Below are 24,945 nucleotides of genomic sequence, written 5' to 3' on the forward strand. Positions count from 1 at the left end.
TACATGGTCCATTTGCTGGCTGAGCGTTTCATCATATATCTAATTTATTTTTTCTGCCTTTTGAATCTCCACCACCTTCTCCACCACTCCATCGAGTTTTCGCTCGATCTCATGCTGTTTCTCATACATCATAATCAACTCACCAATCAGGTTTTTCTCTGTCATTACAGTCATTAGATGATCCTGAGCATGCACAAGGATAACCGGGTAGCTGCCGATTTGTTCTCTTGCATCTTCCTGGATAAACGAGGTCTGAATTTGATGTGCCTGGAGCAACTCACTGTCCGCCAGCTTCATTTTTCCTTCTACTTGATCGAAGGATGCCTCTCTCGCATGCTCTAATGCCTCATACATATAATTTTTCGCATTTCCTGCATGCAGGATGAGTTTCATCGAATATTGCTCAACGTTCATTTGCTACCCCTCCGTAATGGACCAACTCCAAGGAGTTATCCCGTATGCTGTTCTTTACTTTGCTGTTTACAAGTATCTCTAATTCTTGCATTCTGGGAGAATTATAGCTGCTTATTTCGCCAAGCCAGGAATCCATAAATGCAGGGTGACACATCACTTCAGTTAATCCACTTGCAATATTGGCAAAAATCCCTGTTAAATGATCAGCGGAAACGTGTTCTTCCCCGTAAAAGCTATAGTGAAAATGATCACAGGTCACTGTGTCGCCGGGAAAATCAGTATCCGAAAACGAACGGACCGGCAGTTTAAAACACTCGGCAACTTCAAGTACAGCTTCTGTTGCTGCCGGTATATGCAGATGCATATGGTGATGACTGTCTATATGCGTCACCGTCCCATTCCATTCATAAAGCAGCTCCAGCTGGGCAAGAAGTTCTTCCTTGATATCCTGTTTTTCCGCAGAAACCATTAATTCCTTCCCCTTAAGAAAACACCCATTTAGACCTATCAGGCTCTTTGGATTGGAAGAGATAGGCCTGCCTGCATCCAGAACAAAATGCAAGCCAATACCCAGATCGGGGAAGCTCCGGGCTTCCCCTAAACTCGCTTTTGCGAATGGTGTATTCACCATAGCAGTAGTGCTCGTTAGAATGCCACGCTGGTGAGCGTAAAGAATCCCTGCTGTGACTCCTGGTGTAAGCCCGAAATCATCTGCATTAATAATCAATTGTTTGGACGTGCTCATGCCTGTAATTCATCCTTTGCTTCCTTGGTTGCCGCTGCTGCATTATCGGTTTTTTCTTCCGCTAAAAGTTTTTTATCATACAGACGGAAAAACGGATAATAAATACAGGTCGCCATAAAAATATTAAACATCATCAATACTCCGCCGCGCCAGTCCCCTGTGGTGAGTATACCGGAAAGCGGCGGTGGTGTTGTCCATGGCACAACGACATATGGCTTGCCGACCAGCCCAATCGACATAGAAAAATAGGTGACAATTCCGACTGCGAGTGGAGCAAGGATAAAGGGAAAGAACAATAGCGGATTCATCACAATTGGCGCCCCGAACACTACCGGCTCGCTGATATTGAAAAAGCTCGCCCAAATGGAACCCCTGCCCAAACTTTTCAGATGTTTAGACCTTGCCCGCCAGACAAAAAGAATAGTCAGACAGAGCGCCATACCTGATCCCCCGACTGCCCACCAGATCGCCATAAACGGCTGACCGATAATATATGGCAATTCTTCTCCCGCCTGCTGTGCCGCCACATTTTGCTCTGTCAAACTGTACCAGATAGGCGCCATAACACTAGCTACCACAGAAATCCCGTGAATACCAAAAGACCAAAGCAAGTGAATAAGCAGGATCGCAATCAGTGCACCCCACAAACTCGCACCCGCCGCTTCCAACGGTTGCCGCAGCACCTCACTTACAATTCCGTGCAGGGAGACATCGAATGAAGAGCGCAAGAACAGATCAACACCCCAGACAATGAAAATGATCACAGCGCCGGGAATTAATGCGGTGAACGCTCGCCACACTGAGGGAGGTACCCCATCCGGCATCCTTATCACAATATTCCGCACTTCGAAAAACCGATAGACTTCCACAGTGAAAATGGCAAGAATAATAGCGATAAACAACCCTTGACTGCCCATCAGATTCAAGGGAATGTTTCCCTCTTCCGTCAGCGGTGTTGCTACAAAAAAAGCAGCCAAACTGAGCACACCTGCAGACAGTTCATCCATTCCATAGCTTTTAGCCAAACTAAAGGCTATGGAAAACACCGCCACCAGCCCTAACAGGCCAAAGGTAGCATTAACCGGAATACTCAATGCTTCTGCATAAGGGGCCATAAACTCGGCCCATGGCTCATAAGGCGGGGAAGAAATGATTAAAAAGATACTTCCAATGATCAATAATGGCATCGTTGCAATGATTCCATCACGTATCGCTTTTAAATGACGCTGCTCCGCCATTTTTCCGGCAACCGGCATAAAGTAACGTTCCATAAAAGCATTTAATCCGTTCATCTAATCGTTCCCCCTCTTTTTTAACTCCAGCGCCTGGTCCAAGACCTTCTCACCGTCAATCGTGCCATATGCCTTCATGTCTATAATCTCGATTGGAACACCCGCAGCCTCTGCCTTTGGAAATATTTCATTTTTCTTGTACCTGATTTGCGGTCCAATCAGCAAGATGTCAGCCGTCTTGAGTTGTGTTTCCAGCGAATCAACGGCATACGCCTCCACTTCAACATCCAGCCCTCTGGCGCTTGCTGCCTGATTCATTTTTTTGACCAGTAAACTGGTGCTCATGCCAAGCGCACACAATAATGTAATCTTCACCTAATAAACCTCCTCTCTGGTAGTGCGGGAAAGGTCATCTTCGTTAAATGCAGGGAGATATGGCTTATTCACCTGCAGCATCTCATCCAGGATAATTGTTGCTTTTTCCGCTGAAGGAATAAGCGGATGCAGTGTCAGAGCTTGCAAGGCAATCCCTTTGTCTCCTGTAATTGCCGCCTCAACCGTCAATTCTTCATACGCCTTGACCACTTGCAGCAAGCCCCTGATTTGTGGCGGAACCTTCCCTGGCTGTAAGGGTGTGATTTGATGATTCTCGACCAGGCAGTTAACTTCCACACTTACATCATCCGGCAGGCAGGATATCGCCCCATTGTTCCGGACATTCACCGTATGCAAGTCTTTAGCATCCGTATGGATCGACTTGATTAATTCAATCGCCGCCTCGGAGTAGTGAGCTCCTCCTCGTTTTTCCAGTGCTTTTGGTTTTTCCTTGACTTCCGGGTTTTGATATATTTTAAATAACTCTTTTTCTACTTCTCTAACTTCATCCGCCCTGGTTCGCTGCTTCCTGTATTCTTCCAGCTGCTGCCCTAGAATTCTGTCAGTCTGGTAATAATATTTATGGTAGCCACATGGAAGCGCGCCTAGTGAACGCAGGAATTCATTATCCCAGCCGAAAGATGGGATATTTTCTGCCTCATAACCCGTGGCTTTGCCAGTTAGAATATCCTCCAACCTGGACTCTCCCTTGATAAATAAATCTGTTATCCAGATCAGGTGATTAATCCCGACAAAGTTAATACGTACGTCTTCTCCCTCTACACCATATGTGCGGGCAAATTTCTTATAAAAATTGATCGGATTATTGCAGAGCCCAACGACTTTGATGCTACTGTGTTTTAATACCGCTTCAGTAATGATGCCTGCCGGGTTGGTAAAATTTAAAAGCCAGGCATTGGGCGCCAATTCTTCCATATCTCTGCAAATATCGAGGATGACTGGAATCGTGCGAAATGCTTTCATAAAACCTCCAGCTCCAGTGGTTTCCTGCCCGACGACCCCATGTTTGATGGAGATATACTCATCATTCCGGCGCATCTTTAGCCCGCCTACTCGAATTTGCGTGATAACGTAATCTGCATCTTTAATCGCTTGACGCCGATTCATGGTTGCATGAATCGTAATAGGGCTTCCCGCTTTTTGCACCATCCGCTTTGCCAGACGCTCCATAATCGCTAGTTTCTCTTGCCCTTCCGGAATATCTACCAGCCATACTTCGGAAATGCTCAACAGCTTTTGATTAGCAATAATTCCTTCCAGCAGTTCTGGTGTATAGGAAGAACCACCTCCTACAACCGTCAATTTAATCGGCTGCATACTATCCCCCCTTTCTTGCATGTCTACAGATCATTCTATTATGTAAGCGCCTTCATTAACAGAAGAAGATTTTCCTTTGGCAAAGGAAAAAGAACAACAAAGCCGGGGAGCAGAAATTCATTTTCCGCCTGCTCAATGTATGTAAAACGCAATTAAAAAGAAGGCTCCCCCAAAAAAATTTCGGTGCGAGCCTTCTTTTTCCAATCATTGCTTAGAAGAAACACTCCCTAAAATAGTCCGGGTGATTGTGCTTCTGAATTCCTGATAGTTCGTACACTCCAGTAATGTGTGTATTAGTTGCTGATTATCCAGCAGCCTGGACAGCATATCAAACATGGGCTGCATTTCATCCTTATCATTCTTGCTGACATTTAACAGAACTACAAGCTGGACAGGCTTATCACCCCAGTGGATGGGTTTTTCCAGTGTAGCAATCGACCAGCAGGATGACTCCGCTGTCGGCTCGAGCGGGTGGGGAATCGCCGTCAAATTGCCAAAACTCGTTGGTGCATAGCTCTCACGTTCCAATACGGAGGCAATATAGTCTTCGGTCACTTTGCCATCCTCCATCAGACTTCTGCCGAGAAACTCAATTACTTGCCTTGGTGTATCAAAATGCTGCTGCAAAAAGGTATACCGCTTTTGCAGAAAATGATTCAGGATATCCGTACGTTTGGACAGTATGCCTTCTATGTTTTCCACATCTTTATCTCCCAAAATTGTGCGCACATAAACCACAGGAATTCCTATCTTTTCATGAATGGGGATCGTGCTAACGAGAAAATCAATATCGGTAAGAGAGTGCTGCTCCAGATTATAATATTCTGTTGTACCAACGATGTTTAAAGTATCACCAAACCTGCTTTTTAATTTTTGCAGTAAAAGCTGTGCACTTCCCATACCGGAAGCACAAACAATCAGACACCGCTTCACCTCAGCAGAGCCTTTCTTCATTCTTTCCAGAGCAGCCTCCAAATGAAGAGCAATGTAACCGATCTCATTTTCGTCCACTTCAATCTGCCACTTACTTGCAATAACTTCCATCGATGTCAGGGCAGCTTCAAAAGACAGAGGGTACTTTGCTTTAATTTCTTCCAACAATGGATTTCGCAGATTCATTTTGTGACGAAAACGATTAATCGCCGGCTTCAAATGCAGTGACAACGCCAGAAGCAGTTCTTTATCATGGGCCAGAGACAGATCATAAACCTGATCTATGTGCCGAACAATCTCTTGCACAGCTTCTCTTATCTCATGATCTATTAAATGATGTAACCCTTCCTGCTTCCCGCCAGGATTCATCAGCTTGGTTCCTTGAAGATGCATAGCCAGGTACCAGATTTCTTTCTCCGGAAAGCGGACGTCTACTACACTTTCAATCTCTTTAAGAATCTCAGCCGCTACCGAATATTCCTTATCTTCCTTCATTTCTTCAGGCTCCGTTTGGATGTCACCCAACGCATACCCATCCCTTAGCCGCTGACAGGCAATAATTATATGGGTGATCAAATTTTGCAGACTGATATCCGGGATTGGCATACGGTGTTTGCGAAGCTGCCGGAGAAGTATATCCTTTACGACAGCAGTTTCCTGGAGAGACTCCTTCCATTGCTCACTGTGTTCCAGAAAAGCCTGTTGCTGGTTAAAAATATGTTCGGATATACAGAAGCGAATCTGTGATTCTTCACCAAGCACCTTTATCCCGTAATGCGGGCGGTGATCCACGACCAGCTGATTACCCTCCAGAATTTCCCGTACCTTCTTCAAGTCACTCTGGAGCGTAAAACGACTGACAAACAGCTCATCGGCCAATGTATCTATTTTTATGTAATCAGACTGCAAAAGAAGCCGCTCCATCAAATATTGCACTCGTTCCTCCCGTTCGATTGGAATTACCCCAGGATGCAGAAAAATCTCCCTCCAGGCAGGATGCTGTTTGTCTGCGAGTTCAAACCCTCTCCCACGATGCGAGCGGATGTGCATATCTTTTCCCAACAAAAATTCCCTCATCTCCTTGATATCATTGCGCACCGTCCGGGAACTGACCTGCAATGCCTTGGCCAATTGAGAGCTCGTCATCGGCTCATCAGATAAAAGCATCTGCTCCACAATTTCCTGCCAGCGAGTATGCATGGGGGAACTCCTTTCATAAATTTTTCATTGCCTTTACTATAACACCTTGTTGTAAAAGTTGAAATAGTTTGCATAGAACTTGATGCTTGCTGAATGGGATGCTTGTCCTTTTGTTAAATTGGATTTTTGTTTGTCATACCTATGCGGATACAGAGTTTAAAAATTCGATCAGCGGGAAATAAACACACAAACCTAACTACGACTGGGAGGTAAAACCAATGGGTCGTCATGATGAATTTGAGCGGAAGGATAAACGATCGGATCCAAGCAAGGTAGCAGCAACGTTTATCAAATATGCCGCCTATATCATTATTCTCGTCATCATTATATGGTTTCTTATTAATTACATTTTGCCGATGTTTTAGGGAACGCTGAAACGCACGGACGGGAAAAGTATCTCACTACAGCTTTTTGACAAAAGGAAACAGCCAAGAACCCAGTAATCATGGGGTTCTTGGCTGTTCTTCAATCATTGAGCTGCCAAACAACCATTACGTAATCTTACCCTTACGCTGCAATAAAATAGCGACGATAACGATAAACCCTTTAAACGCGTCACTTAATAAAGGCGGGGCTCCGAACAGATTGAGGAGGTTATTCAAAACACCAATAATCAACATCCCATAGACAGTACCAAGAATAAAACCTCTGCCGCCCATCATACTTGTTCCCCCGACAACTGCTGCGGCAATGGCATCCATTTCCATTCCTCTGCCAGCACCGGAAACATCCATTGCTCCGACGCGCGATACCTGAATAATGGCAGCGATCGAAACCAATAGACCCATTAATGCGTATACATGCAATTTTACCCTGTCCACATTAATTCCTGAAAGTCTTGCTGCTCTCTCATTCGAGCCAACAGCAATAATTTGTCTGCCGAAGATGGTTCGCTTTGATACGTAGTACAGAATGGCGGCAATGATTAGCCAATATATAATTGGCATGATCATGAGGTCACCTATTTGGAAACCGGAAATCTGTAAAAATTCTGTTGGCACTTGAGGATTGTATCCTTGCATCGTCTGCTGTGTCACACTTCTGTATATCATCATGGCTCCCAGCGTTGCGATAAACGGGGGGACCATGCCTTTGGTAATCGTGATCCCAATTAATGCCCCGAGCAAGTATCCAAATAGCAGGACAAGTACAAGTGCCAAGGCTATTGCCGGAACGCCTGTAACGCCCATTAAACCTAACAAACCTCTTTCGCCAATATCAATCAGCATCATTGCAAAAGCACCAGTTGCTACCAGGGTTGCTCCAACTGCCAGGTCAATCCCGCCTGTCATGATAACGAAAGTCATCCCCAATGCGACGATCCCGATTCCAGCGTTGTTTCTTAAAATATTTATCCAGTTACTGGTCCAGGATTCAAACCAGCCGTCAAAAGAATCATAGTCAAATCCGAGGACTAATGTCTGCAGAATAACCATAACAATAAGTGCGACGAATATGCTGAACAAAGGATCGTTATGCCACTTGTTTTTATACCACTGGATAAAGCTTCTTTTTGCAGTTCCTTCATTTCCCATAATTACTTCTCACTCCTTTCTTCTGCCAGTTCGCCGCCTGTTGCCAGATTCATAATCGAATGATCGCTCATTTCCTTTCCGATGAGCTCTCCCTGAATAACTCCCTGATACATAACCAATGACCGGTCACACACACGGATAATTTCAGATGCCTCACTTGAAAGTACAATCACCGCAATATTTTCATCCGCAAGTTTTAGGATAATATCATAAATATCCTCCTTGGCACCTACATCTACTCCCTGTGTCGGGTTATCCAGTATCAGTATTTTCGGGTCGGTTGCCAGCCATTTTGCCAGCACCACTTTTTGCTGATTACCTCCTGAAAGGCTCAGAATACTATCTGTGGGATCTTGCATTTTGATTCGCAGTGTCTTCTTAAGATCTTCAAACTTTTTAAGGTGCCATTCATTGTTTATAATTCCAGCTTTTGAAAATTTGGGCCAGGTAGCAATCGAACTGTTCTCCAGAATATCCATATCCTGGATAATCGCGTTTTCTTTACGATTTCGGGGCAGATAGGCAATCCCTTTATTAATTGCCTTTATTGTACTGTTATTTTTTACTTCCTCTCCATCTATGTATATTTTGCCTGAAGAAATGTCATCCGCACCAAAAATCGATTGAAAAAGCTCACTCCGCCCGTCCCCAAGCAGACCTGTAACTCCGACAACTTCGCCCTGTTTTACGGAAAAGTTAATATTCCTGAAAAACGGGTGATGTGTTAATTCCTCCACACGCAGGACTTCTTTCCCCAAGTTTCGTTCCTTCGCCAGCGGCTCTGTACGCACGTCATGCCCAACCATAAATCGGGCAAGGTCATCCGTGGTCACGTCCGGGACACTTCCCTCTGAAACCAGGACACCGTCACGAAGCACAGCATAACGATCGCAAATACGCTTCACTTCCTGTAATTTATGAGAAATAAAAATAAGTCCCACATTGTGGCTTTTTAGTGTTTTCATCATCTCAAATACGCGCTCAATCTCTGAATCTGTTAAAGAAGTCGTCGGCTCATCCATAATAATGACCGAAGCATTCGTCATCATCGCCCGGCAAATTTCAATCGTTTGCTTATACGAAGAATCCAAATCACCAACCATTTTTCTCGGATCCAGTTGTATATTCATTTTCTTAAACATTTCTTCCGTTTCATGGAGCATTTTCTCCAGATCCAGCGAACCCCTTTTTGTTTTTGGTTCCCTGCCAAGAAACATATTTTCATAAACGGGTAAATCATTGATAAGGTTTAATTCCTGATGGATAAATGCGATTCCTGCTTCCTGGGATTGAACTGGATTGTGGAGCTGAGCGGTCTCCCCATCAATCATGATGGCCCCCTCATCGGCCTGATGAATACCACCCAGAATATTCATTAAGGTCGATTTCCCTGCCCCATTTTCGCCCAGCAGCGCATAGATTTCTCCGCCGTTTATGGTGAGGGATATACTTTTGAGCACCTCATTGTTTCCAAATGACTTTTTAATATTGGTCATTTCAATTTTCATACGATCAACTCTCCAGATTATTGTTGAAAAGAGGGGGCCATCAGCGAGCTAGGCCCCCCTTTTCTCCTCATATTAAATCCTAGTAAGGGGAATTCTCATCCAGAAATTCCTCATAATTTTCCCGGTCTACAACGGTCGTTGGAATGATGGTTTCCTCCGGTACTTCTTCTCCCTTTAAAACCTGCAGTGCAACATCTACAGCATCCGCAACCATTGCCGGGCTGTAAAGGGCAGACTGAATCCAGATATCCTCATTCTCCGGCATCATTTGGAAATACTCCTGCATGCCGCCTCCACCGGTTACAACCTTAATATCGGAGCGGCCTGCTTCTTCAATCGCCTGCAATACACCGACGGACGTTTCATCATCTAAGGAGAAAACCGCATCGATCTGATCATTTGCTGTCAGGATATCCGCAAAGTCACTTAACCCCGCCTGTCTGGTAAATTCAGTTGCGTAGGTCATCAAGTTCATATCCGGAGCGATTTCTGCCATTGTTTCTTCAAACCCTTTTGTTCTTAATTCCGATACGGAACCGGCGGAAGGGTTCTCCATAATAACAACGTTTCCTTCTGTACCGATCTTGTCAACGATATAGTTGGCACCCTGCACACCCATATCTTCATTATCACCTGCTACTCGATAGACACCCTCTGTATCAATGGCAATGTCAAAATTGACTACTTCTACTCCTTCATCCAGTGCCCGTTGAATCGGCACTTCCATTCCTTCCCACTGCGGGAATGCAACAATCGCTTCAGCTCCCCATGTCAAGAGGTCATCCAGCTGGGAAGTCATTTCTCCAGCATCTGCACTTGTTTGCACCTGATATTCAATTTCATCCGATAATTCCTCTGCACGATTCTCTGCATGGTACGCAACTGCAGCTACCCAGCCGTGCGTGACCTCTGGTGCTAAAATTCCGACCTTGTATTTATCTCCGCCTTCTGATCCGCTGTCGCCATTTCCGCCATCTGTTTCTCCGCCAGCTTCCTCTGAACCGCCGCACGCAGCCAGGAACAGAACCATTGCAAACATCAATAAAGCAAGTACTGATAAACGCTTTTTCATCATTAACCCTCCCAATTTTTTTGCTTAAGCTCCTGGAATTAACCAGGGTAACCCCTTTATTTGATGCAGGTCAGCACCACCCCCATTAATTAATAAAACGCTTTCAAATACCCTTACATATAGACCAGCTTCCCATTCTCCAAGGACGTCTTAATAGCATGAAGCAGTTTCAGTACATAGCGGACATCATCTAAAGGAACCAGCTCATTTTCTGTGTTGTTCTCTATACAGTTTACAAAGTAGGACAGTTCTTTATAAAAGGGATCCGCAGTCTCTGTATCTATGAGAATCTTTTCATAGGCCTTATACAAAATCAGCTGACCGCTTTCCTCGTTGGCTGCCTCGATGTTTTCCCCTGCCGCCTGAAAATATTCCAGCGTCTCTTCCTTTGACTGCACCCTCATGTTCATCGTAAACGGATAGCCATCCGGCATTTGATGGGAAGCTTCCACGAATGTCTTCGTCTTATTTTTAAAAACAAGCGTTGTCATTATATGACTCCATGCCCCATGCTCATTCCGGCTACCAACGGCATAGACGGATTCAACCTCACCTAATAGATAATAGACAAAATCAATATCATGGATATGCAGGTCAAACAGCGCTCCACCGCTTTTATCGGGCTCCTTGAACCAGCTGCTCCATGATGGAAATTGCCCTAATCGTCTGGCATGCACCAATTCGAATGGATGCGACTGACTGTACGATTTAATAGCGGCATATTCTGGCCAAAAACGGAGTGTATGGCCAACGAATAATTCCACCTCATTTTCCTTTACGGCATCCACGATTCGGTTTGCCGAAGCCTCTGTTAACGTTAACGGCTTTTCGCAAATAATATGCTTCCCGGCGTTTGCTGCCTTGATGATATACTCTTCATGCAAGTATGTAGGGACACATATATCAATGATGTCCAGGTCTGGGCTGTTTAGCATCTCATCATAATCAGAGAAAAAGGTGCCTTGAAACTGTTCGCGCACCGCATCATCCGTTACTTCACTTCTTGTGTAAATGGCATCAACACGGCAATGGTTCATTTTTTGATATGCATGGAAGTGCGCCTTACCAATAAACCCGAGGCCTGCCAGACCAATAGATTTCATATTCACCGCCTCCCTAGGTTAATAGTTTTGACAGGTACTCATAGGATCGTTTGACCGAATCGTTTACTTCTTCAAGATTGCTTGGGCCTGCTGGCGTGAATTCAATCTCCACACTGATAGGCTCCTGATAGCTTGCTTCTCGGAGTATCGTAAATATCCTGTTAAAATCTACATCTCCATCACCAATTGCAGGGAAATTCCATTCATTATCTGCCCCGAGCTTATCCTTTAAATGAATAAACTTTACCTCATCCACGGACGATTCCAAGTCATCATATGGCTGCCTGCCACCGTATAAAATCACGTTCCCTGTATCATAGGTGACTTTGACGCGCTCATTTAAAGCTTGCGCCAGCTTTTTAACTGCTGCACCTGTAGCAAAGTTGTTTCCATGTGTTTCGATGACTAACACCTTGTTCAAACGCTCGCATTTTTCGATGACAGGCGCTAATTTCTCAGAAAGCACAGCCACATCATCAATGACATCTGTATCGCCATGAGAAGCGCCAGTTGCAGTCACAATGTAGTTGCAGTTAAACTCAACGGTCAGGTCGATACTGGCCAATAAATTCGCAATGCCTTCTTCTGTCATCACATTGCTGTGGGCACTGATTCCAATACATTGCATGTCATGGGTAGCGAGCAGTGCCTTTACCTCATCCAGTTGCTTCCGTGACATGTCAGGCGACACATGAAGTGTGCGATCCCTTACTGCACCAATCTCAATCTGCTTAAATCCTGCCTCACTCGCGCCTTTCACTGCATCTTCCAATGAATAGCCGTAATACGTATTGGAATTAATCGCGAGCTGATGTATCATGCTATCTCCTCCTTATCTTTTGACTGTAATCCATTACATCTGAGCATTAGCTGACATACCTAGCATCTTCTCGATCACCTTCAAGGAACGAATGGCATTCTCTCCCGTCACAAGCGGTTCCGTATCATTAATAATCGAATCAATAAATGCATCAATAACACCAGTATGGGTCTGATTATCGTTCGTTTGAATTGGCTCCAATTCATACCGGATCATACCGCCATCTTTCTTTTCAACAATCAGTTGATCGTTCGGGTGATGATATATTTTGATAATCCCTTCTTGGCAATAGAGCGTTGTTGAATTATCCTCTTCCCCGTAATAGGTCCAGGAAAAGGATGCTGTTCCCAGGCGGCCCTTGCTTGTTTTCAACGCAGCAACAACATTGTCGCTGACTTCAATCGGTTTCCCCTGCTCATCGACCTTGTCAAGTGCTCCATGAAAACTGTGCACCTCCTCAATTTCATCATCGAGCAGATAATGGATCAGATCAATTTTATGGATGCCCAGATCACCTGCCACACCGGAGTGCGAGCGTTCTTTTTTAAAAAACCACGTAGCATTGGATCTTGTCGCTCCCCAGCTTTCCGGTCCTTCATGCCCGAATGTTGTTTTAAATGTAAGTACATTACCCAGTTCCCCGCTGTCGATCAATTCCTTTGCTTTCTGATGGGCTTTCATAAAACGCTGGTTATGGTCAATCATTAATTTTTTCCCTGATTGCCGCTGGGCCACCAGTATTTTTTCGGCATGTTCCACAGAGTTAGCGATTGGTTTTTCACATAAGACATGCTTGCCGCTTAAGAGGGCATCTGCCGAATGAATATGGTGCGTTTCATTGGATGAACAGTCACTGATTGCGTCAATCGACGGATCATTGAGTAATGCGTCAATGGAACCCACCACTTCCCCGCCAAACTCCTTCGCGAGCGCCTCCGCACGGTGCCTGTTCCGGTCATAAAATACAATCCTCCCCACGTGGGGATTTGCCAAATATTCCGGAGCATGCCGGAATCGTGTGATGGAACCACATCCAATGATCCCTACATTTATTTTCAAGTTTCATCCCTCCCTTGTCTTTAGCTTAAGGTTGATTCCCGAATGATCAGTTCATGGTCCATGATGACACTGTCGACCGCTTTGCCCTGAATACTGTCGATCAGCATGCTTGCTGCCTTATACCCCATGTCATACATTGGCTGTGATACAGTTGAGAGCGTCGGATTGGTCATATTGGAAAAGTTAATATTGTCAAAGCCAACCACCGCCATCTCGTCCGGGATTTTGATTCCTCTTACATTGACTTCTTTTAATGCCCCGATTGCCAGCGTATCGGAGACCGCAAAAACCGCAGTAGGCCGCTCATCACATTGGAGAAATTTCCTCACAGCCTGAACCCCGTCCTGGAAATCCAAACCCCCTGCGTTATATATCCATTCCTCGCGCATGGGCAGGCCGAATTCCCTCAAGGCTCTTTCGTATCCGTTTCTTCTCTGCTTTGCATAGACAAAGGACTCTTCATAAGAAATAAAAGCAATTTTTTCGTTCCCCAGCTTGATTAAATGCTTTACCGCCTTATATGCCGCCGCTTCATTATCAATCGTTACATACGGTATGGCATCATTTTCGTAATACTCACTGCAAAAAATAATCGAATGCTTTTCAGCTAAATCCAGCATCATTTCCATATCAACGGCAGGGTTCATGGAGATCACTCCATCAGCTAATTTGTTTCTGACCATATTCAAGAAAATGTTTTCCCGCTGTGGATCGGAATCCGATTCACAAAGCAGGATGTTGTAATTATTCGCAATGGAATGGTCTTCAATACCATTAATAATCTTGCTGAAAAAAGGATTCGAAAATGAATGAATCAATACAAGCAACAGTCGGCTTTCAGATTTCCGGAGATTTCTGCCCAGCATGCTCGGTTCATATTGCAGCTCCTTGATCGCCTTTTCCACTTTCATCTTCGTCCTTGATGAAACCACAGTCGTATTATTCAGCACCCTCGATACCGTTGCACTGGAAACACCTGCCTTGCGCGCTACTTCCTGTATATTCGCCATTGTCTTCCTACTTTCAAAAATTGTCTGATATGTAATCGTTTACATATCAGATTATAATTCTTTTCTAAATTTTTGTCAATATGTTTTTTGAAAGTTTTTTCTGTATTTCCAACGGTGCCTGTCACTTCCCGAATTTTGTCGAATCTGATCTGTTGCTCAGGAAATACCCTTCGCTTTCCGCGGGAATATGGTTTGAAGACCCCGCAGGAAGCCTCCTTCTTATTGCCTATAAAAGGTTATGAAAGCGCTTTAAATTGATTCTATCTAATCATGCCTCCCGCTGCTCCCTATGCTATAATCCAAACTAATATTCCAAAAACACTAACAAAAGGGGGAGAAACCTTCATGCTGAGAAAAACGCTCTTACTGCTTTTGCTTTTCACTCTGATCGCCACCACTGTCTCATCAGCCAGCACAGTAACCGCTAAAGCGAACAACAAGCTGCGCCACGGAAGCCCGCAGCAGGTCGGCCTGGATAAAGATAAGCTAAACGAAATCGATGCAATCGTTGAGGATGCGATAGACAATGGGATCACACCAGGTGCTGTCGTATTAGTCGCAAAAGACAATCGTATCGTGAAGGAAGACGCATATGGTTATGCCACCAAATACGATATGGGCGAATTGCTTCAGAATCCGAAGAAAATGACCAAGAAAACGATATTTGATTTGGCTTCTGTTACCAAAGTCATGGCAACCACGCAGGGGATCATGAAGCTAGTCAGTGAGGGGAAACTCTCCGTAGAGGACAGGGTAGCGGAGCACATTCCGGAATTCGGCAAAAATGGCAAGGATCATGTGACAGTTGCCGATCTGTTAACCCATACATCCGGGTTAACCCCATGGGCGCCCACGTATTTCCATGCAGATAACTCCAGCGAGGTGCTTGATTATATCAGTGACATGTCACTCGAATATGAAACCGGCACCGACCGGCGCTACAGTGATTTCAGTTTCATGATGCTTGGCTATCTAATAGAGGAAGTCAGCGGGCAGCGGCTGGATGTTTATTTGCAGGAAAATATTTATGGACCGCTCAAAATGAAAGACACCATGTTTAACGCAGCGGAAAAGACTAATAAACGGATTGCTTCTACATCGTTTGGAAATGCCTATGAATACAAAATGGTCGATGATCCGAATTTCGGCTACTATGTGGAAGAGGATGTCGAGGATTTTCCATACTGGAGGAATTATACCTTGAACGGGGAGGTGAATGACGGGAACAGCTATTATGCGAACAATGGAATTGCCGGGCATGCCGGCCTGTTTTCCAACGCCCGCGATCTGGCCGTGCTGGGGCAGACTATGTTGAATGGAGGCACATACGGAAAAGCTACGCTGTATGATGAGGAAACTGTAGAAACATTCACTTCCCAGCAGCGGTTCGGGCAAGGATATGGCTGGGAACTTAACCAGTCCTGGTATATGGGCAATGAGCATTCTGGCAAGGCTTATGGCCACACCGGATTTACCGGCACCCAGGTGATTTTTGACCCGGTCCATAATTTGCAAATCATTGTGCTTACCAATAAGCAAAACAATGGCCCATTGGAAAGCGGCGCTTATCCGAGTACAGGGCAGTTGTCACAGGATGTTGCGACGGCGGTTTATCAGGCGATAGGAGAATAGAACATAGTGAAGTGCGCTTGGATGGCGACATCCAGCGCACCTTTAATTTGGCAGGTAAGAAAAAATAAAACTTTCTTACCCTGCATAAGTGCAACTAAGGCTTTCGCCGTAAAGGCTTGGCGAAAAGCCAAGTTTTCTAATGACAGCATAGCAAGTACTGAAAGAAGCCTCATCTCCCGGTCGTCCTGTATTCTCCCTCTGCTGGTGTAAAATGCAAGATTTCCAGTAATTGCTCAGCCATATATTCCGGCGAAAACTTAAAGCTATTTTCCACCCATTCCACAATCATCCCCAAAATGGCATAAGACTGGTAACTGGCATGCAGGTCGGGGTCTATGTTTAGTTCTGATTTGACATATGTCAGTTCTTGGAGTGAAAGCTTTTTTAATTCATTTGAAATACGCTTGTAAAATCCCGGAAGTGCATTGGAGCGGATGATTAATGAGTAGAAATCCGCATGTTCTCTTACATGTTGAAAAATTTTTACCGCTGAAGAGGTCAAACTGCTGACCTTTAATGTCTCCATCTCTTTGTACGGCTCCCTATAGGATACAATTAAATCAGAAATCACGTCTTCTATGATTTCATGGAGCAGATCTTCTTTATATCGATAATGCTTGTAAAACGTTCCTCGGTTATAATCAGCAAGTTGCACAATACTAGTAATCGTAATGGCTTTAAAGTCCTTCTCTTGCATTAAAGACAAGAGCGCTTCCTGGAATGCCTTCTTTGTTCTTTTGATTCTTTTATCAATCTCTTTGTTATTAATCAACTAAATCATCCTATGTTAATTATTTTTTGGATAAGAGACAAACCAGACGCTGATTGTCTCTTATCCAGCATATGGACGGCTTTTGTTGGTTGCCCCTTCACATAACTATTATTATACTATAGATGTTGGATACTCAACATCTGTTGGATATCTTCCTAGTGAAAGCGCAAACAAATAGAGGAGGCAGTTTTTATGAAGCTAAGAGACAAAGTAGCGGTTGTAACCGGAGCGGCATCCGGGATGGGAAAAGCAATCGCGGAACTATATGCTAAAGAAGGTGCAAAAGTGATTATCGCTGACTTGAACATGGAAGGCGCCGAAGCTGCTGCAAAAGAAATCAGCCAGAATGGACAGGAAGCAAAAGCGGTTCAGGTCAATGTGGCCAAGCAGGAAGACATTGATAATATGATTGAAACAACTGTCAGTGAATATGGAACACTCGACATCCTCGTCAATAATGCCGGAATTATGGACGGATTTGAGCCAGTCGGAGAAATTTCCGATGAGTCATGGGATTTACTTTTCGATGTGAATACCAAGGGCGTGATGCGAGCGATGCGCAAAGCCATGCCGATTTTTCTGGAAAAAGGTAAAGGAGTCATCGTCAATACAGCTTCCACCGGCGGATTGAACGGAGCTCACGCTGGCGCTACATATGGCGCCACCAAACATGCGGTGGTTGGGCTCACGAAAAACACCGGGTATATGTATGCAGAGAAGGGAATTCGCTGCAATGCTATCGCTCCAGGCGGCGTAGAGACAAACATCGGCTCATCAATGAAGAATGTGAGTGAATTCGGAATGAGCCGCACGAAAGCCGCACAACAGGTCATGCCGCGAACAGGCAAGCCGGAGGAAATCGCCCAGCTTGCTTTATTCCTGGCGTCGGATGAATCAAGCTTTATCAATGGTACGGTTGTGACTGCAGATGGCGGTTGGACTGCTGCGTTTTAAATAGAATGATTATCAGGGCTGCCCTTGAGAGCTTGGGCTTTGCCAAGACGCACACGTTTGTGACGGGGCAGACACCAGTCATGAGATACCATCGTGATTTAATGAAGTCCATCCTAAGCGGTAAAGCGCAAATTGCCAAAGCGGTGAATGCCACACTTATTTCACTGGACGAGGCTACGGAAGGCTATAAGCAATTTGACGGAGGAGCCTCGAAAAAGTTTGTCATTGATCCGCATGGTTTGGTGAGAAGCTAGGGAGTACAGATTCAGAAAGGGACCCACGCTGCAATAGCGTGGGTTTTTTGTTTGGAAAAACCTTATACTATGGGATTTCATTCAAGCATGTTACCATTTAGAAAGAACGGATTATGGAGGGGATGACAGTGAGAATTGGGGTCATTGGTTTAGGCGACATTGCCGAGAAAGCTTACTTGCCTGTTCTTTCACAGAGGGAAGATATCGAACTCGTAATTTGCACACGAAACACGGACATGCTCAACCGACTGGCACATAAGTACCGTTTGAAAGAAAAGGTTCAGACCGCAGACGAATTAATTGAAAAAAAAGTGGATGCAGTTTTTATAAGTGCCGCAACAGATGCACATGCTGAACTGGCACAGAAATTGCTGAAGAACGACATTCCTATTTATATCGATAAGCCGATATCTTTGGACTTCCATGAATCACAGAGCATTGCCGAGCTTGCAAAAGAAACCGGGAACTTGGCAATGGTAGGGTTTAACAGAAGATTTGCCCCCAGAGTCAGCGAACTAAAAGACCACGGCAAACCAGACCTGCTGTTCATGCAAAAAAACCGATTTGCCGTGCAGGATCCGATTAGGCTCTCTGTTGCGGAGGATTTTATCCATGTCGTGGACACACTAAGATTTTTAATGGATACAGAAGCTACACTTGCCAATGTATCGTACAAAAGAGATGGAGACAAACTTAACCATCTCGTCATACAGCTGACGGGGGAATCATGCACCGCTATAGGGGTAATGAACCGAAATGGCGGCGTTAACGAAGAAATCATAGAATATTCCACCGGCCACGATAAATATGTTGTCGACGGTCTGGTTGAAACCACCCATTATCATGATAAAAACAAAAATGTCTCCACGTTCAACGCCTGGGACACAACCCTGTACAAACGCGGTTTCTATTCCATCGTGGATCATTTTTTAGACTGTGTGAAAAACAACCTGGAACCCGACCAATCAATTGCGGATTCCCTTGTGACTCATCAGCTGTGTGAAGAAATTGTTAAGAAGATTGATTCAGGAGTTTAAACGGAAGGAGCCATTCCTAAAGCGGAACTAGAGGGGTAGGGATCCCTCTATTCCACTCCACTTTCCAAGATCGCAAACGTCCGATCATCACAATTAACTTCAGCCATGGCGCCATACGGGAGAATCGTCTTTGGCTCCGTATGACCGAAATTCAGATTATACAAAATCGGCAAATCCTGCAGCTGATATTCTTTCATCACCGTTTGAATCGCTTCTTTGTATTCATCATAATACGTTTCATTCTGTGGTTTGCCAAAAATGATCCCATTTGTTTTGTGCAAAATCCCCTGTGCCGCGTAATTGCGCAGCCAGCGTGTAATCATTTCAGGCGCAGGCTTTTCCTCCGACGTTTCAAAGAATAAAATGCTGTCCTCCCAATATGATTCATCTGGCCAAATACTGGTTCCTTTGGCGAACTCCAGCACTCCCATGCAGCCGCCGATCAAACGCCCTTGAACAACACCCGCGCCTTGCAGCACTTCATACCCCTGATTCGGCTGCATCGTGCGCCGCGTGCGTTTATTCGCAATATCTCCCCACTCCAGATGCTCACTCGTCCATTCGGATGCAGGCTGAATATTTCCGATAGAATCATTGGAAAACAACGTCCGCTTAACCATTTCGATTGTGTAGGCATCCATCTCCACATTCTCGGCAAAATCAGTCATGATCGCCGGCCCGTAAAACGATGAAAGCCCGGCCTTATAACAGAACAAATGAGGAATCGTCACATCAGAATAGCCCATGAAAATTTTCGGGTGGTTGCGGATCACATCAAAATCGATATATGGAAGCAGCCGGATACTTTCACTGCCTCCGATGTTCGCGATAATCGCCTTTATGCTATCATCCCGAAATGCTTCCATCAGATCCACCGCACGCGCCTGTGGATTTTCATAGAGGTAGTCTACCCCTTTTAAACTATTAGGCATATCGACAACCTCCAGGCTAAAAACATCCCGAAGCCGCTGTACCCCTTGCTCATACCGCCATTTGAGCGCCGGCTCCCCAGCCGCGCCGGATGATGGACTAACTGTTGCTACTTTATCCCCTGGTTGAAGTTTATTTGGTTTACGAAGCATGTGCGCACCTTCCTTTTGGATGTATAAAATAAAGGCTTCCACTATAATCATACTGTGAAAGCCTGAGTTAACTAACTTTATAACTTATTTCTGCAAATCTTGCAAGATATCCATAACCTCGTCCGTTGTCAAATCAGTGACATCGGAAACAAATTCGAGTTCCATACCTGCTTCCAACAGCCGACGGGCAGTTTGCTTAATTTTCTGTGCGGATTGTTTTACCGCTTCTTCAGCTTGTCTTATATGTTGTTCGGTTCGTTTTACCGCTTGTTCAGCTTGCTTTATCTTTTGTTCGGCCTGTTCTATCCCATGTTCAGCTCGTTTTATACTCTGGTCAGCTTGCCTTATTCTTTCTTCTGCCCGCTGCATGATCTGTTCTGCTTTCCTTATCCTCTCTTGCAAAGTTAATTCATTTACTTGCTTAAATGCCGGCTCGTTCATAATACGTTTGATCCGGCCATCATAAGCCAGCAATTGTCGCTTTCCCGGGCTTGGCGGAAAGATCCCGCGCGGATATTCATCGTTCAAAGCAAACCCCTCCAACTCTATATGTAAAATAAAGACAAAGGCTTTCACCATAATGAACGCTATGAAAGCCTAGGCTAACTAACTTTATATCCTAGTTTTGCAAATCTCGTAGGATATCCGTAACCTCATGCTTGCTCAATCCAGTGGAATCTGCAACAAAATCGATTCCCATATCTTTTTCCAGCAATTGACGGGCAAGTGTTTTCATTCTTTGTTCATTTTCGCGTCTCAGTTGTTCATCTTCGCGCCTCAATTGTTCAGCTTTCTTTCTCTCCTGCGCTGCCATCTCTCTATCCTGAGCTGCTTCCTTTCTCTTCTGATCTGCTTCCTTTCTCTTCTGATCTGCTTCTTTTGTCTTCTGATCTGCTTCTTTTGTCTTCTGATCTGCTTCCTTTCTCTTCTGCGCGGCCTCTTGCAATATTAATTCATTTTCCCGCTTAAATGATTCTTCATCCATAATCTGTTTCAGCCGGGCCTCATAAGCAAGTCTTTGTTCCTGTTCCAGGCTCAGCTCTTTCCAGTTTTGCAGGGTTTCACGCAAAATATCATCATACACAGAAATCTCCTCCAATACCTTATAGATTTCATCATAGACTTTTCCGGTCCTGTGATCCACCATGGCCAGCAGCAAAAACCACTTGGCGAGTGGACTGGTCCATGGATCCAGTTTCCCCTCTTTCCAATGCTTAATCACCTTGGTCATCTCAAAATAATGGAATTCCATTTCGTCCGTGAGTTTAAATTGTTCTTCATCTTCAAAGAGGTGGTACGTGGTATGGAACCGTTCAGTTTGTGAAAACAGATCAAAGTTAACAATATTGATTGCAATAACCGGGCGCAAATCTTTATATCCCATCCCTTTCCCAAGTGGATTGGAATAAATTCTCGACCAATAGTAAAGGGAGCGTTTAATCATATTATATTTATTTGAGAACTGAATCTCTACATTAATCCATCCATCCGCTTCTGTTTGAACAAGCAAATCGAGTCTTGACAGTTTATCATCTTCATATTCCCGGTTAATGTCCTTATCCTTAAACGAAATATCCTGAATACGCTCTCTGCCTGTTTCTTGCAAAATCGCATTCAGAAAAGCAATCGTAATATGTTTATTCTTTTCACTGCCCAAAAGCTGCTTGAAGGCAAAATCTACTTTCAGGTCCATCAAATTTTCCAGCGGAGTATCCTTTAATATCTCATTTTCTCCCCTGGGACGTTTTCTTTTAATGTAATTATTCCGGTTTTCCATTACTTGAGTAGTGTCTGCGGCGTTTTCAGAGGTTATTTGGCTGAGCAGGTCGGCGTGTGTCATGGCAACACTTCCTTTTGGTTTATGAGGCCTGAACGAGGTGTATGTTCTAATAATAGTATATCAGGTTCTGCTAAATCAAACAAGTGTTCACCCAAGAAATTAACTTACACAATGAATCCAACCCGAGGTGCGCTGATTTATCACTCATAGTATAATTGTAATAAGGATAGGCGATTTAACTACTGATTTGCTGAAGGAGTTCATACTCTATGAAAAAAACTTATTTCATTTGGCTTCTTATCCATGGTGTGGTCTGGACATTAGCTATTATAGACTTGCCACCAGGTTTAAACGAAAGGGAACTGGCGGGGATTTGCCTATTTTTTATCATCTTGTTTATCCTGCCTCTTTTTACAGAGAAGCCGGTGATGCAAAGCATATTATTCTGTATCCAGGCAACGGCCACCGTCATCATCTTTTATCCTGCAGGCAATGAATGGAACCCATATGTACTTATCTTACATGCATTAATCATGGCCGAAGCTGTCTTTCACCTCTCCTTGTTGAAAAGTTTCATTGTGATTGGGGTTCAACTGGGAGGCGCTCTTTGGCTCTTGATGGGAGCCGCCTTAACCAATTTACAATCAGCCTGGCTGGCACTTTTTTATCTTTTATTAGTGACTGCACTGCTGTATTATCAAACCATACATAAACGGGCGACAGATTTACAAAGAAAAAATGATGTCTTATTAGCTGAATACAGAAAGATGAAAAGGCAGCTCGTGACGGAGGAAGAGCAGGTAAGGCAGGATGAGCGGATGCTGATTGGCCATGAGATACATGATTCAGTTGGTCATAAACTTACAGCACTAATTATGCAATTTGAGGCATTCCGCGTAACTGCAACGGAAAAGGAACAGGAAAAAATCAAAAATCTAAAAAGACTTGCTGAACAAAGCTTAGAGGAAACAAGAACCGCCGTAAGATCCTTTAAGCAAAGCGATGTGGGCGGATTGCAGGGTGTCATCCGATTAATTCGCAAATTGGAATTGGAAAGCTTTATGAAAGTTAATTTTTCTGTAAGGCATGGCGCGTTTGCTGCACCATTAACGGGTGAAGAATCCTTTGCGGTATATCGCGCCGTGCAAGAGGCCCTGACCAATATTATGAAGCATAGTTCTACAAGAGAGGCAGAGGTTCTGTTTGAAGCACCAGGCGGAAGTATTTTCCGCTTCGAAGTGATAAACAGAGCAACGCCTGATCCTTATTTTCAAGAGGGATATGGGTTAAAGGCGATGCGGGAACGATTGGAAAAAGTGGGAGGTTCTCTGGAGGTCCACCACGACGATAACCAATTTTTCGTAAGAGGCAGTTTACGATTACAAGAACGGAGCGGGTAGGATGATCAACGTGTTGCTGGCAGAAGATCAAGTGATGGTGCGCCAAGGCTTAAAAGCGATGATTGAATCAGATCAGGAGATTACAGTAACAGGAGAAGCTGATCATGGCAAGGAAGCGGTCCGTTTATGCGAAAAACAGCTTTTTGATGTGGCGATATTGGATATTCGCATGCCGGAAATGGACGGGATTGAAACTGCGAAAGTTTTACGCTCACGTTTCCCCCAGATAAAAATTCTCATGCTGACCACATTTGATGATAATCAATATGTGATGGACGCATTGAAACTCGGTGTTAGTGGTTATATGCTTAAAAACGGAGATGCGGAATCACTGATTCGTTCCATTAAAAGCGCACTTAGTGGCGGCCTTTCTCTGGAGGATCAGGTTGCGGCGAAAGTTATGCCTGCTTTACTTCACAACCAGGAGGAAGAATCGATTGATGCGACGCTAACGCCAAGGGAACGAGCCATTTTAAAATGTATTGGAGAAGGACTGAATAACAAGGAAACTGCGGAACGGTTAGGCCTGTCCGTGGGTACGGTCAAGAATCAAACCAGTCATATTTTAGATAAATTACAATTAAGGGACCGCACCCAATTAGCGATATATGCAATTCGTCATCGGATGGTTTAATAAAAGTGACAAAAGTAATAAGCATCCGTTCATAAAGTGACCAGAGTCAGTAGTGGCTTTGGTTTTTTTGTATTATGATGCAATTAATGAAGAGCAAAAAAGGAGGCAGCGTTATGCTTGAAACTATAAATGTAAGCAAGTCTTTTAAAGGGAAAAAGGCCGTTCAGGATGTCAGCTTGTATTTGGACAATGGCGAATCCGTCGGTTTAATAGGGCCAAATGGTGCAGGGAAATCGACGACCATTTCGATGATATCTACGCTGATTAAGCCGACCAGCGGTGAAATAAAATTAAATGGAGCAAATACGATCAATAAACCGGAAAAAATCAGGAAAATATTAGGTGTCGTACCACAGGAATTGGCACTTTACCAGGAACTTTCAGCCTATGAAAACCTTAAATTTTTTGGATCCATTTATAAAATGAAAGGAAATGATCTGGAAAAAAGAATTCAACGTGCCCTGGAGATTGTTGGATTAGCAGATCGCCAAAAGGATTTAGTAAAAACCTTTTCCGGCGGCATGAAGCGCAGGGTAAATATTGCAGCAGCCTTATTGCATCGTCCACAAATCCTGATTTTAGATGAGCCTACTGTCGGGATTGACCCGCAATCGAGAAATCATATCCTGGAGACCGTACGCGCATTAAATGAAAAAGACGGAACAACGATTCTTTACACCAGTCATTACATGGAGGAAGTGGAACAGCTCTGTGATCGTCTATATATTATGGATTACGGCGAAGTGATTGCAGCAGGTACAAAAGCAGAGCTTCTTAGCATTTTACAGGCGGAGGATACGGTTAAAGCGGAGCTAAGCAAAATGGACGAAGCCTTTATCCAGCAAGTAAAGACGATTGATGGGGTTCGCAAGGCAGAAGCCTCTCATTTGCAACTGAAAATCATTGCGAAAAAAGGCAGTAATTTGATTAGCGAGCTTGTTCATCTTGCCGATCAGCATCAGTTGCAAATTATTAATTTCCATACAGAGACGCCTAGTTTGGAAGATGTATTTCTTCATCTGACCGGACGGACATTACGGGATTAGGGAGGTGCAG

25 protein-coding genes and 1 pseudogene are annotated in these 24,945 nt (G+C 44.3%); 8 read left to right on the forward strand and 18 right to left on the reverse strand.

Annotated features, from left to right (window positions below; genetic code table 11):
• Window positions 1-39 precede the first annotated feature (39 nt).
• From CEG13_RS09110 to CEG13_RS09135, 6 genes are all read right to left on the reverse strand, one after another.
• Window positions 40-414 (reverse strand): PTS lactose/cellobiose transporter subunit IIA, encoded by a 375-nt coding sequence (locus tag CEG13_RS09110; RefSeq protein WP_100011572.1) that lies wholly within the window; start codon window positions 412-414, stop codon window positions 40-42.
• Window positions 404-1,159: a ChbG/HpnK family deacetylase gene (locus tag CEG13_RS09115; protein ID WP_100011573.1), complete on the reverse strand. Its 756-nt coding sequence runs from the start codon at window positions 1,157-1,159 to the stop codon at window positions 404-406. The genes CEG13_RS09110 and CEG13_RS09115 overlap by 11 nt, the downstream gene beginning before the upstream one ends.
• A complete protein-coding gene (gene celB, locus CEG13_RS09120; protein WP_100011574.1) occupies window positions 1,156-2,451 on the reverse strand; it encodes a PTS cellobiose transporter subunit IIC in 1,296 nt (431 codons plus the stop codon). The genes CEG13_RS09115 and celB overlap by 4 nt, the downstream gene beginning before the upstream one ends.
• The gene (locus CEG13_RS09125; RefSeq protein WP_100011575.1) at window positions 2,452-2,766 is read right to left on the reverse strand and encodes a PTS sugar transporter subunit IIB; all 315 of its coding nucleotides are present in this window, start codon (window positions 2,764-2,766) and stop codon (window positions 2,452-2,454) included.
• Window positions 2,767-4,104 carry a 6-phospho-beta-glucosidase gene (locus tag CEG13_RS09130; protein WP_100011576.1) on the reverse strand — a complete coding sequence of 446 codons (1,338 nt, stop codon included), beginning with the start codon at window positions 4,102-4,104 and terminating at the stop codon, window positions 2,767-2,769.
• A gap of 204 nt (window positions 4,105-4,308) precedes the next feature.
• Window positions 4,309-6,237 (reverse strand): BglG family transcription antiterminator, encoded by a 1,929-nt coding sequence (locus CEG13_RS09135; protein WP_100011577.1) that lies wholly within the window; start codon window positions 6,235-6,237, stop codon window positions 4,309-4,311.
• A 218-nt stretch (window positions 6,238-6,455) separates the two neighbouring features.
• Between CEG13_RS09135 and CEG13_RS18900 the strand changes: the two genes are divergently transcribed.
• On the forward strand, window positions 6,456-6,602 hold the full coding sequence (locus tag CEG13_RS18900) for a hypothetical protein (RefSeq protein ID WP_192869535.1): 147 nt from the start codon (window positions 6,456-6,458) through the stop codon (window positions 6,600-6,602).
• Between the two features lie 126 nt (window positions 6,603-6,728).
• On the opposite strand, the gene CEG13_RS09140 is transcribed toward CEG13_RS18900, so the two are convergent.
• The 7 genes from CEG13_RS09140 to CEG13_RS09170 all read right to left on the reverse strand — a co-directional run bounded on the left by CEG13_RS09140 (window position 6,729) and on the right by CEG13_RS09170 (window position 14,344).
• On the reverse strand, window positions 6,729-7,772 hold the full coding sequence (locus tag CEG13_RS09140; RefSeq protein ID WP_100011578.1) for an ABC transporter permease: 1,044 nt from the start codon (window positions 7,770-7,772) through the stop codon (window positions 6,729-6,731).
• Window positions 7,773-7,774: 2 nt separating this feature from the next.
• Window positions 7,775-9,280: a sugar ABC transporter ATP-binding protein gene (locus CEG13_RS09145; protein ID WP_100011579.1), complete on the reverse strand. Its 1,506-nt coding sequence runs from the start codon at window positions 9,278-9,280 to the stop codon at window positions 7,775-7,777.
• A 79-nt stretch (window positions 9,281-9,359) separates the two neighbouring features.
• Entirely contained in the window at window positions 9,360-10,355 is a 996-nt protein-coding gene (locus tag CEG13_RS09150) for an ABC transporter substrate-binding protein (RefSeq protein ID WP_239984607.1), read from the reverse strand.
• A gap of 110 nt (window positions 10,356-10,465) precedes the next feature.
• Window positions 10,466-11,455 (reverse strand): Gfo/Idh/MocA family protein, encoded by a 990-nt coding sequence (locus CEG13_RS09155; RefSeq protein WP_100011581.1) that lies wholly within the window; start codon window positions 11,453-11,455, stop codon window positions 10,466-10,468.
• A gap of 13 nt (window positions 11,456-11,468) precedes the next feature.
• Window positions 11,469-12,275: a sugar phosphate isomerase/epimerase family protein gene (locus tag CEG13_RS09160; RefSeq protein WP_100011582.1), complete on the reverse strand. Its 807-nt coding sequence runs from the start codon at window positions 12,273-12,275 to the stop codon at window positions 11,469-11,471.
• A 33-nt stretch (window positions 12,276-12,308) separates the two neighbouring features.
• Window positions 12,309-13,334, reverse strand: a complete 1,026-nt coding sequence (locus CEG13_RS09165) for a Gfo/Idh/MocA family protein (protein WP_100011583.1) — start codon at window positions 13,332-13,334, stop codon at window positions 12,309-12,311.
• Between the two features lie 20 nt (window positions 13,335-13,354).
• On the reverse strand, window positions 13,355-14,344 hold the full coding sequence (locus CEG13_RS09170) for a LacI family DNA-binding transcriptional regulator (RefSeq protein WP_100011584.1): 990 nt from the start codon (window positions 14,342-14,344) through the stop codon (window positions 13,355-13,357).
• Between the two features lie 345 nt (window positions 14,345-14,689).
• Here CEG13_RS09170 and CEG13_RS09175 point away from each other — a divergent pair, with 345 nt between their 5' ends.
• Window positions 14,690-15,976, forward strand: a complete 1,287-nt coding sequence (locus tag CEG13_RS09175) for a serine hydrolase (protein WP_100011585.1) — start codon at window positions 14,690-14,692, stop codon at window positions 15,974-15,976.
• On the opposite strand, the gene CEG13_RS09180 is transcribed toward CEG13_RS09175, so the two are convergent.
• Together CEG13_RS09180 and CEG13_RS09185 are read right to left on the reverse strand one after the other, a co-directional pair.
• Window positions 15,958-16,149, reverse strand: coding sequence for a hypothetical protein (locus CEG13_RS09180; protein ID WP_100011586.1), 192 nt, complete (start codon window positions 16,147-16,149; stop codon window positions 15,958-15,960). The genes CEG13_RS09175 and CEG13_RS09180 overlap by 19 nt on opposite strands.
• Window positions 16,146-16,748: a TetR/AcrR family transcriptional regulator gene (locus CEG13_RS09185; protein ID WP_239984608.1), complete on the reverse strand. Its 603-nt coding sequence runs from the start codon at window positions 16,746-16,748 to the stop codon at window positions 16,146-16,148. Before CEG13_RS09185 ends, CEG13_RS09180 begins: the two co-directional genes overlap by 4 nt.
• 192 nt (window positions 16,749-16,940) lie before the next feature.
• Between CEG13_RS09185 and CEG13_RS09190 the strand changes: the two genes are divergently transcribed.
• The 3 genes and pseudogenes from CEG13_RS09190 to CEG13_RS09200 all read left to right on the forward strand — a co-directional run bounded on the left by CEG13_RS09190 (window position 16,941) and on the right by CEG13_RS09200 (window position 18,993).
• Entirely contained in the window at window positions 16,941-17,702 is a 762-nt protein-coding gene (locus tag CEG13_RS09190; protein WP_100011587.1) for an SDR family oxidoreductase, read from the forward strand.
• A gap of 32 nt (window positions 17,703-17,734) precedes the next feature.
• Window positions 17,735-17,956, forward strand: a pseudogene (locus tag CEG13_RS09195) (formaldehyde dehydrogenase, glutathione-independent); the annotation flags it as partial.
• 122 nt (window positions 17,957-18,078) lie between these two features.
• The gene (locus tag CEG13_RS09200) at window positions 18,079-18,993 is read left to right on the forward strand and encodes a Gfo/Idh/MocA family protein (RefSeq protein WP_239984609.1); all 915 of its coding nucleotides are present in this window, start codon (window positions 18,079-18,081) and stop codon (window positions 18,991-18,993) included.
• A gap of 47 nt (window positions 18,994-19,040) precedes the next feature.
• Here CEG13_RS09200 and CEG13_RS09205 read toward each other — a convergent pair whose 3' ends face one another.
• The 3 genes from CEG13_RS09205 to CEG13_RS09215 all read right to left on the reverse strand — a co-directional run bounded on the left by CEG13_RS09205 (window position 19,041) and on the right by CEG13_RS09215 (window position 21,915).
• On the reverse strand, window positions 19,041-20,075 hold the full coding sequence (locus tag CEG13_RS09205) for a S66 family peptidase (protein ID WP_100011589.1): 1,035 nt from the start codon (window positions 20,073-20,075) through the stop codon (window positions 19,041-19,043).
• Window positions 20,076-20,159: 84 nt separating this feature from the next.
• On the reverse strand, window positions 20,160-20,603 hold the full coding sequence (locus CEG13_RS09210; RefSeq protein ID WP_100011590.1) for a hypothetical protein: 444 nt from the start codon (window positions 20,601-20,603) through the stop codon (window positions 20,160-20,162).
• A gap of 91 nt (window positions 20,604-20,694) precedes the next feature.
• Complete coding sequence (locus tag CEG13_RS09215; RefSeq protein WP_239984610.1) at window positions 20,695-21,915, reverse strand: Rpn family recombination-promoting nuclease/putative transposase; 1,221 nt, start codon at window positions 21,913-21,915, stop codon at window positions 20,695-20,697.
• Between the two features lie 209 nt (window positions 21,916-22,124).
• On the opposite strand from CEG13_RS09215, the gene CEG13_RS09220 reads away from it, so the two are divergent.
• From CEG13_RS09220 to CEG13_RS09230, 3 genes are all read left to right on the forward strand, one after another.
• On the forward strand, window positions 22,125-23,255 hold the full coding sequence (locus tag CEG13_RS09220; protein WP_100011591.1) for a sensor histidine kinase: 1,131 nt from the start codon (window positions 22,125-22,127) through the stop codon (window positions 23,253-23,255).
• Between the two features lies 1 nt (window position 23,256).
• Entirely contained in the window at window positions 23,257-23,889 is a 633-nt protein-coding gene (locus CEG13_RS09225; RefSeq protein WP_100011592.1) for a response regulator, read from the forward strand.
• Between the two features lie 113 nt (window positions 23,890-24,002).
• Window positions 24,003-24,935, forward strand: a complete 933-nt coding sequence (locus tag CEG13_RS09230; protein WP_100011593.1) for an ABC transporter ATP-binding protein — start codon at window positions 24,003-24,005, stop codon at window positions 24,933-24,935.
• Window positions 24,936-24,945: the final 10 nt, after the last annotated feature.

This window comes from Lentibacillus sediminis (assembly GCF_002763455.1).
In the GTDB taxonomy this organism is placed as follows: Bacteria; Bacillota; Bacilli; order Bacillales; family Amphibacillaceae; genus Lentibacillus_D; species Lentibacillus_D sediminis_A.

Bases quoted from the DNA above. Each gene is read 5' to 3' on its own strand.
- CEG13_RS09110 (WP_100011572.1), bottom strand. From the start codon at position 414: ATGAACGTTGAGCAATATTCGATGAAACTCATCCTGCATGCAGGAAAT.
- CEG13_RS09115 (WP_100011573.1), bottom strand. From the start codon at position 1,159: ATGAGCACGTCCAAACAATTGATTATTAATGCAGATGATTTCGGGCTT.
- celB (WP_100011574.1), bottom strand. From the start codon at position 2,451: ATGAACGGATTAAATGCTTTTATGGAACGTTACTTTATGCCGGTTGCC.
- CEG13_RS09130 (WP_100011576.1), bottom strand. From the start codon at position 4,104: ATGCAGCCGATTAAATTGACGGTTGTAGGAGGTGGTTCTTCCTATACA.
- CEG13_RS09135 (WP_100011577.1), bottom strand. From the start codon at position 6,237: ATGCATACTCGCTGGCAGGAAATTGTGGAGCAGATGCTTTTATCTGAT.
- CEG13_RS18900 (WP_192869535.1), top strand. From the start codon at position 6,456: ATGGGTCGTCATGATGAATTTGAGCGGAAGGATAAACGATCGGATCCA.
- CEG13_RS09140 (WP_100011578.1), bottom strand. From the start codon at position 7,772: ATGGGAAATGAAGGAACTGCAAAAAGAAGCTTTATCCAGTGGTATAAA.
- CEG13_RS09145 (WP_100011579.1), bottom strand. From the start codon at position 9,280: ATGAAAATTGAAATGACCAATATTAAAAAGTCATTTGGAAACAATGAG.
- CEG13_RS09150 (WP_239984607.1), bottom strand. From the start codon at position 10,355: ATGATGAAAAAGCGTTTATCAGTACTTGCTTTATTGATGTTTGCAATG.
- CEG13_RS09155 (WP_100011581.1), bottom strand. From the start codon at position 11,455: ATGAAATCTATTGGTCTGGCAGGCCTCGGGTTTATTGGTAAGGCGCAC.
- CEG13_RS09160 (WP_100011582.1), bottom strand. From the start codon at position 12,275: ATGATACATCAGCTCGCGATTAATTCCAATACGTATTACGGCTATTCA.
- CEG13_RS09170 (WP_100011584.1), bottom strand. From the start codon at position 14,344: ATGGCGAATATACAGGAAGTAGCGCGCAAGGCAGGTGTTTCCAGTGCA.
- CEG13_RS09175 (WP_100011585.1), top strand. From the start codon at position 14,690: ATGCTGAGAAAAACGCTCTTACTGCTTTTGCTTTTCACTCTGATCGCC.
- CEG13_RS09180 (WP_100011586.1), bottom strand. From the start codon at position 16,149: ATGAGGCTTCTTTCAGTACTTGCTATGCTGTCATTAGAAAACTTGGCT.
- CEG13_RS09190 (WP_100011587.1), top strand. From the start codon at position 16,941: ATGAAGCTAAGAGACAAAGTAGCGGTTGTAACCGGAGCGGCATCCGGG.
- CEG13_RS09200 (WP_239984609.1), top strand. From the start codon at position 18,079: ATGACAGTGAGAATTGGGGTCATTGGTTTAGGCGACATTGCCGAGAAA.
- CEG13_RS09205 (WP_100011589.1), bottom strand. From the start codon at position 20,075: ATGCTTCGTAAACCAAATAAACTTCAACCAGGGGATAAAGTAGCAACA.
- CEG13_RS09215 (WP_239984610.1), bottom strand. From the start codon at position 21,915: ATGACACACGCCGACCTGCTCAGCCAAATAACCTCTGAAAACGCCGCA.
- CEG13_RS09220 (WP_100011591.1), top strand. From the start codon at position 22,125: ATGAAAAAAACTTATTTCATTTGGCTTCTTATCCATGGTGTGGTCTGG.
- CEG13_RS09225 (WP_100011592.1), top strand. From the start codon at position 23,257: ATGATCAACGTGTTGCTGGCAGAAGATCAAGTGATGGTGCGCCAAGGC.
- CEG13_RS09230 (WP_100011593.1), top strand. From the start codon at position 24,003: ATGCTTGAAACTATAAATGTAAGCAAGTCTTTTAAAGGGAAAAAGGCC.